The organism is Paenibacillus sp. JSM ZJ436 (genome assembly GCF_044383795.1).
Taxonomy (GTDB): domain Bacteria; phylum Bacillota; class Bacilli; order Paenibacillales; family Paenibacillaceae; genus Paenibacillus_AQ; species Paenibacillus_AQ algicola.
In genome coordinates, this window is record NZ_JBISEO010000008.1 from 134092 (window position 1) to 152128 (window position 18037).

At 53.0% G+C, this 18037-nt stretch carries 17 protein-coding genes; 15 read left to right on the forward strand and 2 right to left on the reverse strand.

Going from position 1 to position 18037, the window contains the following annotated elements; translation table 11 throughout:
- Nucleotides 1-58: 58 nt before the first annotated feature.
- The 13 genes from ACH6EH_RS12555 (at nucleotide 59) to ACH6EH_RS12615 (ending at nucleotide 13784) form a co-directional block, all read left to right on the forward strand.
- A complete protein-coding gene (locus ACH6EH_RS12555; RefSeq protein WP_397332545.1) occupies nucleotides 59-1342 on the forward strand; it encodes a lipopolysaccharide biosynthesis protein in 1284 nt (427 codons plus the stop codon).
- Nucleotides 1343-1365: 23 nt separating this feature from the next.
- Nucleotides 1366-2250: a glycosyltransferase family 2 protein gene (locus ACH6EH_RS12560; protein WP_397332547.1), complete on the forward strand. Its 885-nt coding sequence runs from the start codon at nucleotides 1366-1368 to the stop codon at nucleotides 2248-2250.
- A 114-nt stretch (nucleotides 2251-2364) separates the two neighbouring features.
- A complete protein-coding gene (locus ACH6EH_RS12565) occupies nucleotides 2365-3309 on the forward strand; it encodes a glycosyltransferase (protein WP_397332548.1) in 945 nt (314 codons plus the stop codon).
- A gap of 25 nt (nucleotides 3310-3334) precedes the next feature.
- Complete coding sequence (locus ACH6EH_RS12570; protein ID WP_397332549.1) at nucleotides 3335-4522, forward strand: glycosyltransferase family 4 protein; 1188 nt, start codon at nucleotides 3335-3337, stop codon at nucleotides 4520-4522.
- Nucleotides 4519-5715, forward strand: a complete 1197-nt coding sequence (locus tag ACH6EH_RS12575) for a glycosyltransferase family 4 protein (protein WP_397332550.1) — start codon at nucleotides 4519-4521, stop codon at nucleotides 5713-5715. The genes ACH6EH_RS12570 and ACH6EH_RS12575 overlap by 4 nt, the downstream gene beginning before the upstream one ends.
- Nucleotides 5715-6854, forward strand: a complete 1140-nt coding sequence (locus ACH6EH_RS12580) for a glycosyltransferase (RefSeq protein WP_397332551.1) — start codon at nucleotides 5715-5717, stop codon at nucleotides 6852-6854. Before ACH6EH_RS12575 ends, ACH6EH_RS12580 begins: the two co-directional genes overlap by 1 nt.
- Before the next feature lies 1 nt (nucleotide 6855).
- A complete protein-coding gene (locus tag ACH6EH_RS12585; RefSeq protein ID WP_208203239.1) occupies nucleotides 6856-8244 on the forward strand; it encodes a sugar phosphate nucleotidyltransferase in 1389 nt (462 codons plus the stop codon).
- Nucleotides 8241-9575: a UDP-glucose dehydrogenase family protein gene (locus tag ACH6EH_RS12590; RefSeq protein WP_397332552.1), complete on the forward strand. Its 1335-nt coding sequence runs from the start codon at nucleotides 8241-8243 to the stop codon at nucleotides 9573-9575. Before ACH6EH_RS12585 ends, ACH6EH_RS12590 begins: the two co-directional genes overlap by 4 nt.
- 11 nt (nucleotides 9576-9586) lie before the next feature.
- The gene (locus ACH6EH_RS12595) at nucleotides 9587-10789 is read left to right on the forward strand and encodes a nucleotidyltransferase domain-containing protein (RefSeq protein WP_397332553.1); all 1203 of its coding nucleotides are present in this window, start codon (nucleotides 9587-9589) and stop codon (nucleotides 10787-10789) included.
- 14 nt (nucleotides 10790-10803) lie between these two features.
- Nucleotides 10804-11088 carry a lasso peptide biosynthesis PqqD family chaperone gene (locus ACH6EH_RS12600; RefSeq protein ID WP_397332554.1) on the forward strand — a complete coding sequence of 95 codons (285 nt, stop codon included), beginning with the start codon at nucleotides 10804-10806 and terminating at the stop codon, nucleotides 11086-11088.
- Nucleotides 11085-11573 carry a lasso peptide biosynthesis B2 protein gene (locus ACH6EH_RS12605; protein WP_397332555.1) on the forward strand — a complete coding sequence of 163 codons (489 nt, stop codon included), beginning with the start codon at nucleotides 11085-11087 and terminating at the stop codon, nucleotides 11571-11573. Before ACH6EH_RS12600 ends, ACH6EH_RS12605 begins: the two co-directional genes overlap by 4 nt.
- 12 nt (nucleotides 11574-11585) lie before the next feature.
- Nucleotides 11586-13397 (forward strand): ABC transporter ATP-binding protein, encoded by a 1812-nt coding sequence (locus ACH6EH_RS12610; protein ID WP_397332556.1) that lies wholly within the window; start codon nucleotides 11586-11588, stop codon nucleotides 13395-13397.
- Between the two features lie 198 nt (nucleotides 13398-13595).
- Complete coding sequence (locus ACH6EH_RS12615) at nucleotides 13596-13784, forward strand: hypothetical protein (RefSeq protein ID WP_138226842.1); 189 nt, start codon at nucleotides 13596-13598, stop codon at nucleotides 13782-13784.
- A gap of 54 nt (nucleotides 13785-13838) precedes the next feature.
- Here ACH6EH_RS12615 and ACH6EH_RS12620 read toward each other — a convergent pair whose 3' ends face one another.
- Both ACH6EH_RS12620 and ACH6EH_RS12625 read right to left on the reverse strand, forming a co-directional pair.
- Nucleotides 13839-14258 (reverse strand): bactofilin family protein, encoded by a 420-nt coding sequence (locus tag ACH6EH_RS12620; protein ID WP_397332557.1) that lies wholly within the window; start codon nucleotides 14256-14258, stop codon nucleotides 13839-13841.
- A 31-nt stretch (nucleotides 14259-14289) separates the two neighbouring features.
- Nucleotides 14290-15255 (reverse strand): M23 family metallopeptidase, encoded by a 966-nt coding sequence (locus ACH6EH_RS12625; protein ID WP_397332558.1) that lies wholly within the window; start codon nucleotides 15253-15255, stop codon nucleotides 14290-14292.
- A 248-nt stretch (nucleotides 15256-15503) separates the two neighbouring features.
- Between ACH6EH_RS12625 and cls the strand changes: the two genes are divergently transcribed.
- Complete coding sequence (cls, locus tag ACH6EH_RS12630; RefSeq protein WP_397332559.1) at nucleotides 15504-16931, forward strand: cardiolipin synthase; 1428 nt, start codon at nucleotides 15504-15506, stop codon at nucleotides 16929-16931.
- A gap of 146 nt (nucleotides 16932-17077) precedes the next feature.
- Nucleotides 17078-18031: a YitT family protein gene (locus ACH6EH_RS12635; RefSeq protein ID WP_397332560.1), complete on the forward strand. Its 954-nt coding sequence runs from the start codon at nucleotides 17078-17080 to the stop codon at nucleotides 18029-18031.
- Nucleotides 18032-18037: the final 6 nt, after the last annotated feature.

The window sequence follows — 18037 nt, forward strand, 5'->3', positions numbered from 1 at the left end:
TCAAGGAACTAATAGGCTATCCAATCTTGTGAATACATTCGGCAGCCAATTTGTCATAATGCTTGTAACGATACTGTCTGGTGTGTTGCTTGCAAGAGGGTTAGGTGCAGAGGGAAGAGGGCAATATATTGCTATAACAATGTGGACAAATTTATTGTATTGGGCATTAAGCTTTGGTGTTTATCAAACGGTTCTTTATTATTGGAAGTCATACCAAAGTACTAAAAAAATAATTTTCACAACACTACTATTATATAGTGTGTTTTTTTGCTGTATAGCCGTAATCATCGCTCAATTCTTAATTGTTCCATTGGTGATGTCAGATTATAGCTCAGAGATCAAGCTGGCAGGCCGCATCTATTTCATTGGTATTATCTATGCTGCATTTACGGATGTTTTAATGGCTTCATTGGCTGGAGAAGAAGACTTTAAATTTTCAAATTATATAAGAATGGCGCTGCCTGTAATGACTACAATTTGCATGACAGCACTATTTTTAACAGATAATTTTAATATCCTTAGTGGTCTTTATGTGTCATTTGCAATATGGTCAGTGATATTTCTCTTGAATATACGGAAAATAATACAAAAAAATATGATCGGAACCCAAGTGGATTGGAGATTAATGATAAGTGCCTTCAAATACGGATCAAAATCTCATGGTGGCAGTGTAGCTGGTCTAGCATCGTTAAATTCAACTCAAATGATGTTGTCTGTTTTTCTTCACCCTTCCGTTTTAGGCATCTACTCAACTGCGCAAAGTTCAATCTCTCCACTTAATACAGTGGCAACGACGATTGGAATTACTCTTCAACCTATGCTTACAGCCGAAGAGCGGAGTGTTATTCATTTGAGAGCTATGAAGGTCGTGCGCAAATCAATATTAATTATGGGAACATGCTCATTTATCCTCGCGATTTTACTTCCAGTGGGGATTCCGTTTATTTATGGAGCAGAATTTATAGGGGCAGTTATACCAGCTTTAATTATGCTGCCAAGTTTAATGTTAAATAGTGTTTCAAACACGTATAAGAATGCGCTTAATGGTATAGGAAGAACACTAATTAATACTAAAACAGAGTTCATTGTTCTCGTGTTTACAGTTGGATTATTGTTGTTGTTTTTAGATAATTGGCAACTTATAGGTGCAGCAATTGTAACAACTATAGCAAGTATCATTAGGCTGTCCGTATATTATTATGGCTACAATAAGCATATTTCAAATTTTAACATTAGTTTAATGCTTCCCAGACGGGAGGATATAGTGGATGTTCACACGTTATTTACTACGATTTGGAATAAAAAACTAGGTAAAAAAGTTGTTGCCAAAGATAGTGCCTAGTTGATTATTACTACTATTAGGTGGTGCAAAGCTTGAATTCACAACTTTCAGTTTGTATCTGCACTCGTAATCGCCCCAAAGAATTGCATAAAGCGATCCAATCGGTTTTAAATTCTTCCATTCCCGCACATGAAATTATTATTTCGGATGACAGTACAAATGAAGAAACAAGACAATGGATTGCTCATGCGTTTCCGTCGGTTACATATTTGAATGGGCCGAAGAAAGGGTTGTGTGCAAACCGCAATCATATTCTTCCTGCAGTTACTGGATCACATTTGCTGTTTATGGACGATGATGTCGTTATGCAGGAGCATTTTATAAGGAATGCACTAGCAGCACTCCAAGCTGTAAATCAGGGCCAACGGGATAAGGCTATTATCACAGGGCTGGAACTCAATCATGGTCTGCTTGTATATCCGAATAATCAATCTTTTCTGGGACATCAGAGTAAACCATATGAGTATGAGAAGGGTAACATCCAGACCGTCGTGATCAACAGCACCATTTTCCCGGCAGAGCTCTTCAAGGAAATTCAGTTTGACGAACAGCTTATTTACGGCTATGACGAAGTGGATTTGACTACTCGTGCTGTAAAGCTTGGTTACACAATCTATCTGTGTAAAGAAGCGGTCAATCATCATTTTCCATCCAGTGAGAACCGGGATTACTACAGACCCGTTAAAGAAGCCTCACGAATTTATGTTACATATAAACGTTATAGGCAGACCGATCGAACCTTGATGAAAGCCTACATGTTCCTCCTGCTCGCTGGCGCTCATATCACAGCAAATAAATTAAGAACAAGCGGGATCAAAGGTATGCGGGATGCGTTCCAAACGTTAATGATTTCCAGAAAATATATCCGTAATATGAAACAAGTACACGCTGCGGCGGAGACGAGGTGATTCATATTCATATCTTGCATATCGCAAATTATGTAAAAGAATGCGGGAACGGCATTGTCAACGTGATGGTGGACTTAGCCTGCGAGCAGGCCAGACTCGGCCACAATGTAGCGGTTGCCTCGGCGGGAGGGGGGGTATACTCAGCTGCTCCATAAACACGGAATCACACATTATAATCTGAATCAAACTCGAAGGCCGGTGCCGATGCTCCAGGCCTTTTTTCATTTCCGAAAAATGCTCAGGGCATTCCAGCCTGACATTATTCATGCGCATATGATGACCGGCGCCTTGCTTTCCCGGCTGCTGAAAGGCTTTCACAAATACAAAATCATTACCCATGTTCACAATGAGTTTCAAAAGAGCGCCACTGTCATGAAGGTGGGAGATTCGGTGATTGCTGTAAGTCAAGCTGTTGCGGAGTCCATGCAGCGCAGAGGAATTGTAGCCAACAAACTGCATGTGGTTCGTAACGGGACAGTGGGCAGCAGAAGAAACGGCAGCGTGGATCAGGTCGTGCTGGAGGGCATCCCCATTCTAACCGTGGCTGGGATGTATCGAAGGAAAGGCATTGCCGAGCTCATTGAAGCATTTAATATTGTTGCCGGGGAATATGAGGACACTCATTTATATCTCATCGGTGAAGGTCCGGACAAACTGGAGTTCGAGCTTCAAGCTCAAAGATCGAGCTATCGTCATCGGATTCATTTTCTCGGGTTCCAAGCAAATCCCAAGGTGTTTATGGAGGCGGCTGATATTTTCGTATTTGCTTCACATAAAGAATCCTTTGGACTTGTGCTGATCGAGGCCCGGGAAGCCGGCTGTGCTATTGTGGCAACCGAAGTGGATGGTATTCCGGAAACGCTTGATTATGGAAACTACGGATTGCTCGTACCTCCCAAATCGGCGGAGGAGCTTTCCAAAGGAATTATGGCTATGCTGAAATATCCTGACGTTCTAAACGCTTACCGGACAAAAGCATCGCAGGGGCTGGAGTACTACAGCGTCGAGCGGGTAGCTAGAGACACTCTTGAGATTTACCAGAATACACTGATCAGCTAAATCCAATGGAAGAAGTGAGCGAGCGATGAATGTACTATCGACCGGCATGGGCTGGATAGATATTCAGCATGGCGGGCTTAACCGGTATTTTGCCGATTATACAAGGGCAATGAGTGAGTATGGCCATCGGGGTATGGGCATAGTGGTTGCTCCGAGAGATGCCCGGCTGCCCCAGGAGCGCGGCATCGACAATGCCGCTTCCGAGATTCGGATCAATCATTTCCTGAATCGGATGAAAGTGGTGCAGCGGCATGCGGTCCAGGCAGTTCGAAGCTTTCAGCCGGATGTATTCAATCCGCATTTCGCCTTCTATACCACGATGGTGACGCGAAAGCAGATTCCGTTGCACGTTCCCATCGTGACGCACTTCCACGGCCCTTGGGCTATGGAGTCGAAGGTAGAGGAGAATGCGAAGACGGGTCTGATGAACGAAGCCAGGTTCTGGCTGAAAAAACAGGTAGAGCAGCTTACATACCGCCGCTCCGACAGCTTTATTGTACTGAGCCAGTATTTTCGGGATGTGCTGGTTAACACGTACGGCATAAACAAGTCCAAGATTCATATCATCCCCGGCGCGGTAGACCATATGCTGTTTCAGCCATCTTCGGATCGGGAGAAACTGCGCGCGGAGCTGGGCTTTGCTGCAGGTCAGCCGGTGCTGTTCTGCATCCGCCGTCTGGTTCGCCGGATGGGAATCGACCGCCTGATCTATGCCATGAGGGAGGTGATCCAGCACCATCCGGATGCCGTCCTGTGGATTGGGGGTGACGGACCGCTGCGTACAGAGCTGGAAAATATGATTCACGAGCTTGATCTCTCGGCGCATGTGAAGCTGCTAGGGCGCATCTCGAACGAGGAGCTGGTCCGCTGTTACCAGGCTGCAGATATCAGCATTGTACCGACACAGACGCTGGAGGGCTTCGGACTGATTACGGTTGAATCCCTGGCCTGTGGAACGCCGGTTCTGGGAACCCCTTACGGTGGAACGCGGGAGATTCTGGAGGATGTGGAGAAGGAACTGCTGTTCACGGACGGCACGGCGGAATCCATCAGCCGCAAAATCATCGACGTCCTGGATCACCCGGCGCTGCTTCCCTCTAGAGAAGCCTGCCGCGCTAAAGTTCTGGAGCGCTATACCTGGAGCAGGGTGGCGTCAGCGGTGACTGACGTGTTCGCCGAGGAAATTCAGAAGAGGAGGACATTTCGGCCATGAAAATCGCATTCTATAACCATACAAGCATGATCAGCGGCGCAGAAATCAGCCTCTTGTTAACGGCCCGGCATTTGAAGCAGGCCCAGCCGGTCTTGTTCGCTCCGGAAGGCGAGCTGCTGGACAGGGCGCGAAGCCTTGGCTTGGACGTACAGCCGCTGCCGAGCTATCGGGCCCGAATGACTCGCAATCCGCTGCGGCTTGCCGTCGATCTGCTGGGGATGCTGGGTGCCGGCTGGAAGCTGGCTCGGCAGCTCAGGCACAGCGGGGCAGAGCTGGTTCATGCCAACTCCATCCGGGCCGGGATCATGGCAGGCTCTTTCCGGTGGCTGCACAGGCTCCCGGTCGTATGGCATGTGCGGGATCTGCCGCCCAAGGGCTGGATGGGCAGGCTGATCCGCTGGTTCGCTTCCCGCAGCGCACAGGCACTGATCGGCATCTCTAATCCTGTTCTCCAGGAAATGAAGGGACAGGGCCGGGAGGAGCGTTATCACCTGGTTCATAATGGTGTGGAGCTGCAGCACTTGGGCCTGGAGGAGCGGCAGCGTCTACGTGTCAAGGTTCGCCATGAGCTTGGAGCCGCTAATGATGTCGAGGTACTTGCTATTATTGGTCAGATTGCTCCATGGAAGAGGCAGGAGGATGCCATTGAGGCTTTTTCCACGCTGGTTCAGGAGGGTCGGAATGCGGTGCTGTGGATTGTCGGCGAAGCGAAATTCAGACCGGAGAACGAGCGTTATCTGGAGCAGCTGCAGCAACGGGTGCAGAGCCTGGGTCTGAGCAGCCGGGTTCGATTTACCGGCTTCCGGGACGATGTGCTGGAAATTTGTTGCGGAGCGGACCTCCTTTTATTATGCTCGAAGGAAGAACCCTTCGGGAGAGTCGTGATTGAGGCCATGTCCCAAGGCACACCGGTTATCGGGACTTACGGCGGCGGCGTGCCGGAGATTATTGAGCATGGACAAAGCGGCTTCATGTATGAAACCGGAAATGTCCCGGAGCTGATCCGATATGTTCGCTTAACGCTCGATAACCCCGAGCTGTGGTCCCGGCTGAGTGAGAACGGCCGGCAGCGTGCCATCGATCATTTCTGTATTACCCAGACCGCGGATAAGGTAGAGCAGGTATATCATCAGCTGCTGCATACAGCCAGTGGAAAACAGCTGGAGCATCATCCGGTAAAGGAGATGATGTGATGAGAGAGCTGAAGGTGGCCATCGTGCATGATTATTTGAACCAGATGGGGGGCGCGGAGCGGGTTGTAGCGGTGCTGCACCGCATGTTTCCGGATGCGCCGATCTATACAACGATAATGGATCGCAGCAAGCTGCTGCCGGAGCTTCAGGATGCGGATATCCGGACCACCTGGATGCAAGGCATTCCCGGTATATTCAGCAAATTCAAGCTGTTCTTCTGGCTGTATCCCTTTGCTGTAAGGTCGATGGATCTGGAGGGCTATGACTTGATCCTCAGCTCCAGCAGTGCTTATGCCAAGGGAGTCCAAAAAGGACGGGGAGCGCTGCACGCCTGCTACTGCCATACTCCGATGCGCTTTGCGTGGAGCTTCGAGTCGTATATGGAAGGGGTAAAGGTACCCAGAGCCTTAAAGCTGCTGGCCAAATGGCTGACCTATCCGCTGCAAATCTGGGATCAGCGGAACTCCAGGCAGGTGGACCGGCTGATCGCCAATTCGACGACTGTGAAGGAACGGATTCGCCGCCACTATGGAGCAGAAGCACATATTATTTTTCCCCCGGTTGATATTGACCGCTTTGAGATCAGTGACCACAAGCCGGGAGATTACTACTTGGTAGTGTCCAGGCTCGTATCTTATAAGAAGATTGAGCTTGCCGTGAAGGCATGCACGAGAACGAAGCAGCGGCTGCTGATTGTCGGGGATGGCCCGGACCGTAAGCGGCTGGAGGAGATGGCTGGGGAGACGGTAACCTTTTTGGGCAGAGAAAGTGATGAGACGGTCGTTCGCCGCATGCAGCATTGCAAGGCGCTGATCTTTCCGGGAATGGAGGACTTCGGGATTACGCCGCTGGAGGTAAACGCTTGTGGAAGGCCAATCATTGCCTACCGCGAAGGCGGAGCACTGGACACAGTGGCTGCAGGCAGGACGGGGCTGTTCTTTGAAGAGCAGTCCGTACACTCTCTCATCTCAGCCATGAAGCGGTTTGAACAGCAAGCCTGGGACCCGGCCGCCATACGCAGACATGCGCAGGCCTTCAGTGAGGACGTATTTATCCGCCGGATGCAGGGAGTCATTGAGGGCATGCTGCATGCCCAACCGGGCCCAGCCCGAATTACAGAAGTGAAAAGGAGCGGGTAACGTGCAAATGATACTATTGTCCGGAGGCAGCGGGAACCGCTTATGGCCGCTGTCGAATGAGACCCGATCGAAGCAGTTTCTGAAGGTGCTCAAAGGACCTGACGGACAGCCGCAGTCCATGGTGCAGCGTGTCTGGAGCCAGCTCGGGGAGCTGCAGCTTCAATCCACCGCCGCCGTAGCTACAGGCAAATCTCAGGTGGAGCTGCTGCAAAGTCAGCTGGGCTATGAGCTGGAGATCATTGTCGAGCCGGAGCGCCGGGATACCTTCCCGGCGATTGCCTTATCTGCCTGCTATTTATATTCCATGAAGGGGGCAAGCCTCGATGAGATCGTGGCCGTGCTGCCGGTGGATCCCTACGTGGAGACACATTTCTTCCAGAAGGTCAAAGAGCTGGAGCCGCTGCTGAAGGACACTGGCGCGGACCTTGGATTAATTGGCGCAGCGCCGGACCGCCCTTCTTCTAAATTCGGCTATATGGTGCCGGGGGAGCATGCTGTGACCGAGCAGGGAATGGATTATGTGAGAATCAGCCACTTTGCGGAGAAACCGGATGAAGAGCAGGCCCGCGGGCTGATTCAGCAGTCAGCGCTGTGGAACTGCGGCGTGTTTGCTTTCCGGCTGGGCTATATCATTCAGCAGCTGCTGGACCGCGGCCTCCCGATTCAATATGAAGAAATGCTTCGCCAATATAGCCGAATGGAGAAGATCAGCTTCGATTATGCCATCGTGGAGCGGGCAGAGAAGATTGTCGCGCTGCCGTACCACGGGATCTGGAAGGATCTCGGCACCTGGGATATGCTGACCGAAGAGATTCACACGCCTCTGGTCGGCAAGGGTGTGTTAACGGATGATTCCTTCAACACGCATATTATTAATGAGCTGGACATCCCGATTACGGTCATTGGCGCCCCGAACCTGATTGTGGCAGCAAGTCCGGACGGCATTCTGGTGTCGGAGAAAAATGCCAGTCTGCGCATCAAGGAGGTGCTTTCCTTCGGGGACCAGCGTCCCATGTACGAGGAACGGCGCTGGGGCCGGTACCGGGTGCTCGACTATATCAAGTATCCGGGAGGGTATGAGGTGCTGACCAAGCGCATCTGCGTGACCGCAGGCAACAATCTGAGCTACCAGTACCATCTGCTGCGCAGCGAGGTCTGGACGGTCATATCCGGCGAAGGAGAAATGATTCTGGACGGCGTGGCTTCCAAAGTAGGTAAAGGCGATGTGATCGTCATCCCGGCTGAGGCCCGGCATAGCCTGAAGGGGTTTACAGATATGGAGATTATCGAGGTACAGACCGGCAGCCAGCTGATTGAGGATGATATTGTCCGGCTCGCTGTGCACTGGGAAGAAATTATTATGATGGCGCTGGGGAGTGAAATCCATTGAAGATTGCAGTGATTGGAGCCGGCTATGTCGGCTTGGTGTCAGGAGTATGCTTTTCAGAGCTGGGGCATCAGGTGGTGTGCGTGGATAAGGTGGCAGAGAAAATCGAACGCCTTCAGGCGGGAGAAGCTCCCATCTACGAGCTGGGCCTGCAGCCCTTGATTGTCGATAATCTGGACCAGGGACGCCTGAGCTTTACGACGAACACCGCGGACGCTGTTCAAGGGGCGGAGCTGGTTATCATCGCAGTAGGAACGCCTTCTCTGCCGAATGGCCAGGCGAATCTGAGCTATATCGAGCAGGCGGCGGTGGACATTGCGGAATCGCTGAGCGGGTATACGGTAGTCGTAACCAAGAGTACGGTTCCGGTCGGCACGAACGAGAAAATCCGGGAGATTATTGCCGCAAGAACCCGGGAGGAGTTCGACGTCGCATCTGTACCGGAATTTCTGCGGGAGGGTACAGCGGTCATGGACACGATGAATCCGGACCGAATCATTATCGGGACCGACAGTGTAAGGGCAGCCGACAAGCTGGTACAGCTTCATGAGCGGCTGACCGCAAATATTGTCATTACGGATATCCGAAGTGCCGAGATGATCAAGTACGCGTCCAACGCATTTTTAGCGACCAAAATCTCCTTTATTAATGAAATTGCCAACATATGTGAAAAGGTAGGAGCCGATGTGACTCAAGTCGCCCATGGAATGGGATTCGACAAGCGCATCGGTTCTTCTTTTTTGAAGGCGGGAATCGGGTACGGGGGCTCTTGCTTCCCTAAGGATACCCAGGCACTGATTCAGATTGCAGGGCAGATGGATTATGATTTCAAGCTGCTGAAATCCGTCGTTGAGGTGAATCGCGATCAGCGCTTTAACGTCGTGCGTAAGCTCGATCTGCTGCTGGAGAACATGGAGGACGCGGTCATCGGCATCTGGGGGCTGTCATTCAAGCCGGAGACGGATGATGTGCGGGATGCCCCGGCTGTTGAGATTATCTCGGCGCTGCTGGAGCGGGGGGTGCGCGTGAAAGCCTACGACCCGGTCGCGGCAGATAACTTCAGGAAGCAGTTCGGGAAGGACGGCGTGGAGTATTGCAGTGAGGCTGCGGACGCTGCTCGTGAATGTGATGCCCTGTGCATTCTGACCGAGTGGAGCGAATTCCAGCATATTTCCCCGGCCCAAATTGAGAGCTGGCTGAAGAGGCCTTACCTGATTGATGGACGGAACATTTACACGGAAGAGCAGCTGGCTGAAACCGGGCTCGTCTACTATTCGGTGGGGCGTCCCGGTATGAATCAAGGCTTGCGAGAGCCGGTGCCTACCCTGTCATGATACCTACGGAGGTGTTTACGTTGAAAACCCGCGGGATTCTAGAACGAAGCAGCTCTGCAATGCCCAAAGAGCTGGTGTTTATGCTGCGGCTGCTGCGCGAGGAGGTACCGGCAGAAGCCTTGGTCCGGCAATGTCCGCCGCAGCTGGATTGGAGTCTGCTGGTCCGGCTGGCCATGCATCATCGGGTGTTTCCGCGCGTCTATCTGCGGCTGAAGGAGCTGCCGAAACGGCTGGTTCCGGATGACATTCTCGAAGCTCTTCGCCGGCAGTACCAGAGCAATACAGTCCAGATGCTGCATTTGACCCGGGAGATGAGCACCATTCAGGCCGCGCTGGAGAAGTCCGGAATCCGCTGCCTGTTTCTGAAAGGACCTTCTCTTGCGATGCAGCTGTATGGGGATGTGTCTCTTCGGACCTCCAAGGATCTGGATCTGCTGCTGCATCCCGACGAGGTCGAGAAAGCCGAGGGAGTATTGAAGGAGCTCGGGTACATCCCGGAAGAGGAGCGTGTCCTGGCGAACTGGAAGCAGACCAGTCACCATGTTTCGTTAAAGCATGCGGCGCACGCGGCTCAGGTGGAGATCCATTGGCGCCTCAATCCGCACTTCAGCAAAGCGTATTCCTTTGATCAGCTCTGGTCCCGGCGCAGCGCCATCTCGGTGTCCGGGCAGACCGTATACGGATTGGGGCATGAGGATCTGCTCGGGTATTTGACTGACCACGGGGCCAGGCACGGCTGGTTCCGTCTCCGCTGGCTGATGGATATAGTCAAGCTGACTCCGCGCGTAGACGCTCTTCTCCTGGAGCATCATCTACGGGAGCAGGGAGGGGAGCATTATGCGGGGCAGGCCTGGATTCTGGCGTCGGCACTGTTCTACGTCCGGATTCCGGTAGAGCTGCATCCCTTCATGAAAAGCGCGAAGAGCCGGCAGCTGGCCGCCATGGCGCTTCATTACATTGAACGAATCGTTCAGCTCAATCCAGTCCCGGAAAAAAGCGTAGCCTGGCACTATAACCGTTACTTGATTGCACTTATGGACGGAAAACAAAGAGCGGCTTATTTCCGAAACAAGCTGCTTCCGAACTCCAGAGATGCTATGCAGCTGCCGCTTCCACGGGAGCTCCATTTCTTGTATTACGTGCTTCGGCCGGTGCTGTGGTCCTGGCGCCGTCTCCAGGCCTTGTCCAAAAATCCATTCGCGGGGAGGAATTAAAGATGAAGAGCCATATGATGACATCGCAAGATTTGATCGTACAGAAGGAAGGGTTTCTGGTCAGTGACATGGACGGCGAGAAGGTCATGATGAGTATACAGAACGGGAAGTACTACAACCTGGGGAACATTGGGGGACGGATCTGGGAGCTGGCGGCAGCGCCGATCTCGCTGTCTCTGATCGTGGATCAGCTGGTCGCAGAATACGATATTGAGCGCGAGGTGTGTGATATGCAGGTTCAGGCCTTTGTCACCCAGCTGGTTGAGGAAGGCCTCATTCAGGTGAAGTCGGGGTCATGAGGAGAAAGACAAAGCTGCAGCGCATTCTGAACAGTTCCCTTTCCGTAAAAATGCTGCATGCCGAGGCTTATCTCTGCTTGGCCTGGGGCCGAATCTTCAAGCTGCTTCCGTTCGCCAAGGTGTCCGCTTCGCTGGGAGCTCCGATGAAGGAGACCTCGGCAGCTCCGTGCACGGAGCAGGAGCTGAGGCTGCTGAAGCAGGTATCCAAAGCGGTACACCGTATGAGCCGCTATACCTGGTGGGAGAGTCAATGTCTGGTCAAAGCGGTAGCAGCCATGGTCATGCTGGAGCGGCGCGGTGTGGAGAGCACCCTGTACCTGGGAAGCGGCCGAGATGCTCAGGGCCGTATGGCCGCTCATGCCTGGCTGCGCAGCGGCTCTTATTTGGTGACCGGAGCTGAAGGGCATGAGCTGTATGCTGTCGTGGGCATTTTTGCAAAGCAGCCTTCTCGTAAAGGCCTCAAGCCGGAACGCTCCGGCGTATAAGGAGTTGTTGTCTTGAAGGATCTGATGTATTTTATCGCCAAGCTGTACAGAGCTTCCGGCTTTAGATTGGTTCTGAATATCACGCTTGTATTGGTAATCAGCCTGCTGGAAGGACTCGGACTGTATCTCATGATTCCGCTGCTGGGCATGATCGGCCTCCTGGAGCAGCAGGCCTGGAACGATTGGCCGCTTGTATCGGGGGTGCAGACCCTGCTGGAAGGCTGGTTCACCGAGCTGAGCCTGCTCCTGGTACTAGCATTGTATGTGCTTATTCTGGGAGGGCAAGCCATGCTCACCCGGCTGCAGAGCCTGCTTAGTACGCGCATGCTGCAGGGCTTTATCCGCCGGATGCGGATGGAAACGTATGAAGGACTGCTGTATGCAAGGTGGGAGTTCTTCCTCCGAAGCCGCAAATCGGACTTTCACCACATGATGTCCAATGAGCTGGGAAGGGTCAATCAAGGAGTATTTCTGTTCATGAGCATGATTACAGCCGGGCTGTTCACACTGATTCAGATCGGTCTTGCCCTCTGGCTTTCGCCGCTCTTGACCGCCTTCGTGCTTCTTTCGGGTGCTGCGCTGGCGTTGTTCGGGCGAAGATATATTCGGGGGTCGAAGCGGGTGGGAGAGCAGACGACGGAGCTGTCGAAGTATTATTTTGCCGGGATTCAGGAGCATTTCAGCGGCATTAAGGATATCAAGAGCAATCGTCTTGAGCCCTTTCATACCTCTTGGTTCGCAAGGCTCTCCCGTCAAATGGAGACCAATTTTATTACGTTCGGAGATATTAATTCCAAGTCCCAGCTCATCTACCGCCTGTCCTCGGTGCTGCTGATCGCTGGATTTATCTATGTGTCCATCGAAATGCTGCATACCCCGGCAGAGAAGCTGATCCTGATCGTGCTGATCTTCTCCAGGCTATGGCCGCGCTTCATTGCGATTCAGTCACAGTCCGAGCAGCTTGTCACGAACATACCCGCCTTTACCGCGATGCGCCGGCTGGAGCAGGAGCTTAGACAAGAGCGGGAGTGGACAGGAGGCGAGGAAGACAACAAGGGGAAACAGGAGAAGCTGCACATGACGCAGGGCATCCAGTGCCGCGGCGTCAGCTACAGGTATAAACCCGGCTCCCCCGTCTATGCCCTTCGCGATATCAACATTCAAATTCCTGCCCGTCAAATGACAGCCATCGTCGGCAGGTCCGGCGCGGGCAAGAGCACCCTGATGGATCTGCTCATGGGCCTGATTCCGCCGGAAAGCGGGGAGGTCCTCGTAGACGGCATCCCGCTAAAGGAGCAGCAGCTGCACCGGCTCCGGGAGGGCATCGGATACGTCCCGCAGGACCCTTTCCTGTTCCATGAGAGCATTCGCCATAACTTAAAGCTGGTGGCACCGGATGCGTCGGAGGAAGAGCTGTGGGAAGCGCTGCGTTTCTCCGCGTCGGAGGAATTCGTACGCAGCCTGCCGCTGGGGCTGGACACGGTCATTGGAGACCGGGGAATCCGCCTCTCCGGAGGAGAGCGGCAGCGGATCGTTCTTGCCCGGGCCATCCTCAAGCGCCCGACTCTGCTCGTGCTGGATGAAGCGACCAGTGCTCTGGACACAGAGAATGAGCGGCTGATCCAGACTGCACTGGAGAGCCTGAGAGGAAGCATGACAATTGTTGTGATCGCCCACCGCCTGTCCACCATCCGCAATGCGGATCAGGTCATAGTCATGGAGCAGGGGGCTGTTATCCAGCAGGGGGGCTACCGCCAGCTGGCACAGGACCGGCAGGGCAGATTCAGCCGTCTGCTGCAGGAGCAGACAGGCATGACGAAATAGAAGACAGCTGCCTTTTGCACCGGACTTTTGCACCGGAGAGGCAGCTGTCTTTTTTATATTAAGACCCTATTTCTTCCCACTCAGGCAAAAAGACCTAACTGCGGGTTGACAAACTTTTCGGGTTTATATACATTTTTAAGTATGATACAATATGTATCGAGTCAATCCGACAAACGACCCGGAGAGGAAGCGGTCCGAATGGATGAGATGAACATGTACTGCATTGTTTGCTGCCGTGTCGTGAACCAGTCCGGAAAAATTTTTCGTACCGGTTATTTCAAGCATAATATTCCGATTGGACTCTGCGAAGAATGTGCCGCCCAAAAATGTCAGGATCCATCCTCCATAGCCAGCAGCCAGCCGGGGACATCAAGGCCCGAGCCTTGAATGACCCCGTCATATGGCCTGCTCGCTGCTTCATCCTCCAACAGTTCTCAAGTCTTATCCCGCTTCCGGCTGCGGCAAATGGCGAGCATCGGAAGCTGTACTGGAATCCCCCGAAGAAGCTTGGTGCTCCATGCGGCTGGCCCCGTTTAACACCCCGCCCTCCATAATGATGAGGGAGGAGGCCACCACATCCCCATACATTTGTCCAGTTCGTGTAATCGTCAGTCTTTCCTCAGCTGCCACGTCGCCATACACCTTTCCGGCAATGAACACCTCTTTGGCCGTAATATTTGAGCGCGCTACAGCGAGCTCTCCGATCGTTACCTCTCCCGTGCTTTCAATATCTCCTTGAAACTGTCCGTCAATCCGAAGATCACTCTCACAGATCAGCTTGCCCTCGACCTGGCTTCCCTGACTGATCAATGTGGCGGGGCCTTGGGATCGCCGTGCTGACTTCTTCCTGGATCTCATCATGTGTATTCATCCTCCTTCAAATCCATTGCATTTACTTCACATATTCCAGCGGGTTTACCGTCCGGTTATTCTTCACGACTTCAAAATGCAGATGCGGGCCCGTGCTGCGCCCGGTGCTTCCCAGCCGGCCGAGCACATCGCCTTGGGTAATGGAGTCCCCGGCCTGAACGGCAGCAGATTCCAGATGAACGTACCAGGTCTGGAGTCCGTCCGGATGATCGACAATGACGTAGCGGCCCCGGATGACACTCCTTTCCACGGCGCTGACCGTCCCGCTTGCGGCGGCATATACGGGATCGCCGGTGTCACCGGTAATGTCGATACCGGCATGAAAGGCGGTTCTTCCATTGATGGGATCGGTTCGATAGCCGAAGCTGGACGTCAGCGTGCGGGATTTCGTCGGCCACAGGGAAGGCGTGGCCTCCCGCTTCAGGCGAGTCTGCTCCGCGCTGTCGAGAGCCCGGGGGATGGCCTGCTCCATGACAGACATCAGCTGCCGCACCCGTTCGAAATCATCCCGAGTCTCTTCGGCCAGCTGCAGCATTTCAGACTCGTGCACTGCAACATATTCGCCGCCCATGCCGCCTGAAGACTCCAGGGATGTAATGTCGTCCGGATCGTATCCGTGACGCTTCATGAATTGCCGCAGCTCGGCCTCCAGCTCCTGGACCCGCTGCATCTGCTCTTCAGTTTCGGCCGCTTCACTGGATAGCTGAAGAATGGCCTGATTTAACCGCTCGATCGCTTCATCCTTATCTGTAACCGTGATTTCCATGCGCAAGGCTTCCAGATTTTTCAATAGCAGCTGGCGCTCCAGCCCGGAGACGGTACGCTCAGCTTGTATGTGCATCGTAAGAATCAGACCGGCTATCGAGAGAACGGCAGCGGCCGGAACGAGGATCATCAAGGGCTTGGACAAATGAATCTGACGCACGGACTGCTGGGCATCCCGCAGCACGAGCAGAGTTAACGGCTGCTTTCCCGGCTTTCGTTTCATGAGCACCCCTTTCTGCACCGCCCGGTTTCATAGCAAACGGCATGGCAATGCTTGGACGGCTTCTTATTCTTTATCTATTCCGGAGGACGTGGAAACATGTCAGCAAATCCCGGGATGGATCGCGGTGTATTCAGTTACCGGGAAGATTGGGTATGTATTGAATAAATCACTCTCCTCCTGGTCAATGCTGTAAAAGACATGGACTGCAGGACGGAACCATTATACTTAGACGTTGGGAGGCTGCCGTTATGTGGCTCCTGCTTGCACTCATTGCGTTTGTGCTTCAGATGGCGGCTGTGCTGCTGCTGGAATTCCGCAACCCGTCCAAGGCGGTGGCCTGGATGTTTATTCTGTTCTGCCTGCCTTTGCTCGGCTTCATTCTCTACTACTTTATTGCCCAGGATTACAGGCAGCGGCTCAAAATCCGCAACCGGGGCACCCGGCTCTTCCGTGAAATCAAGAGCCATCTGTGGGACCGCGCAGCGGTGGTGGATCAGGTATCCGGCATGCATAACCCTGAATTCAAGCACAATCTGAGGCTGTTCAATCTGCTGAATCACTTGTCCGAGACGCCGATTACGGGCTGCAATACGACCCGGGTGCTGACGGATGGGGAAGAGGCCTTTGCTGCGATGCTTCACGCGATGGAGCAGGCAAAGGAGCATATCCATGTGGAATTTTATATCTTTCGGCATGATTCAATCGGGACGAAGTTCCAGGATGTCATGATCCGCAAAGCCAAGGAGGGCGTGAAGGTCCGCCTCATCTGTGACGGGCTGGGCAGCTACAAGCTGAAGCGCTCATTCATCCGCAGGTTTAAGGATTCGGGCGTAGAGTTTCACTTCTTCCTTCCTGCGATGGTGTCTGTGCTGAACCGGAGGATCAATTACCGCAATCACCGCAAAATTGTCGTGGTGGACGGCACGGTCGGCTTTCTCGGCGGCATTAATGTCGGTGACGATTATCTGGGCAAATACCCTGATATGGGCTATTGGCGCGATACGCATCTCGAGGTACAGGGGGACGCGGTCTATTTTCTCCAGAATGTCTTTCTGCATGACTGGCGGCTCGCTGCCGGTGAAAAAATCGTCGATATGGCTCTCTTCCCCAAGCATCAATGCAAGGGGGATGAGCAGGTGCAGATTCTGAGCAGCGGTCCGGATCTGAACTGGAACGCAATTCAGGAGATGTGCTTCGGATCTATTTCGGTAGCCAAGGAGCGCATCTGGATCACAACGCCCTATTTCATCCCGGATGAAGGCATCTTTGAAGCGCTCAAGACAGCGGCTGTCAGCGGGGTAGATGTGCGCATCATCATCCCGGACAAGGCGGATTCACGACTCGTCAAGCTGGCTTCACTCTCGTATGTAGAGGATCTGATTACGGCTGGCGTACGATTTTATGAATATCAAAAAGGCTTCATCCATGCGAAGGTGCTCATCGTGGATGACCTGCTGGGCTCGGTAGGAACGGCGAATATGGATATGCGGAGCTTCTTCTGCAACTTTGAGCTGACGGCGGTCATGTTCGATCCGCAGCCGATCGGGCATCTGGTAGCTGATTTTCAGGAGGATCTGACGCACAGTAAGGAGATTGACGAGGAGGCCTTTCACAAACGGGGACGCGCGCAAAAAGCGGCGGAGATCTTCTGCCGCATGCTGTCTCCCATGCTGTAAGGAAGGGCTGATCACTTTATATTATCGGGAGGCGGTGAATATTGTTTCACCTCCTCCTTTTCTATATCGCAAGGTTATGTGATAAAATAAACATATTACATGACAGGCCGCGAGACGGCCGTTGGGTTAAGAATCGGGGGAATCATATGTCCAGTGAACTGAAATCCTTGTCCAAGCCGGCACCACCGCCGCGCGAGCAGCAGGTGTCACCTGCCGCGAAGACGCCGGTGCAGCCGGAGAAGCAGCCTGCCAAGTCGATGTGGGCGAGATTGCTGCGGCGGCTCATTTTTCTCACCCTGGGTGCGGGCTTTATGGCTGTGGGTCTGGAAATCTTCCTCGTCCCGAACCGCATTATTGACGGCGGAATTACAGGCATCTCCATCATGGTATCCCATGCAACCTCACTGCCGCTGGGGATCTTTCTGACGCTGTTTAACCTGCCCTTTCTGTTCATGGGGTATAAGCAAATTGGCAAGACGTTCGCGCTTTCTACGCTTTTTGCCGTTTTGGTTATGTCTTTGGGAACGTATCTGCTGCATCCGGTGGCTCCCATTACGATTGATCCGCTGCTTGCAGCCGTCTTCGGGGGTGTCATCCTGGGGATTGGCGTCGGTCTGGTCATCCGCTCTGGAGGATCGCTCGACGGCACCGAGATCGTAGCTATTCTGTTCAGCAAGAGGCTGCCGTTCTCGGTCGGAGAGATTGTGATGTTCATCAATCTGTTCATCCTGGGCAGCGCCGGCTTCGTCTTTGGGTGGGACCGGGCCATGTACTCTCTGATTGCCTACTATCTGGCGTTCAAGCTGATTGATATTACGATCGAGGGGCTGGATCAGTCCAAATCGGTATGGATTATCAGCGACCGCTACAAGGAGATCGGGGATGCCCTGACCCAGCGTCTGGGACGCGGAGTGACTTACCTGGATGGCGAGGGCGCTTATACCGGCGACAGCAAGAAGGTCATCTTCACCGTTATTACGCGCCTGGAGGAAGCGAAGCTCAAGACCATCGTGGAGGATTGGGATTCCCAAGCTTTCCTCGCTGTAGGTAATATTCACGATGTGAAGGGCGGACGGTTCAAGAAGAAGGATATCCACTAACAAGAA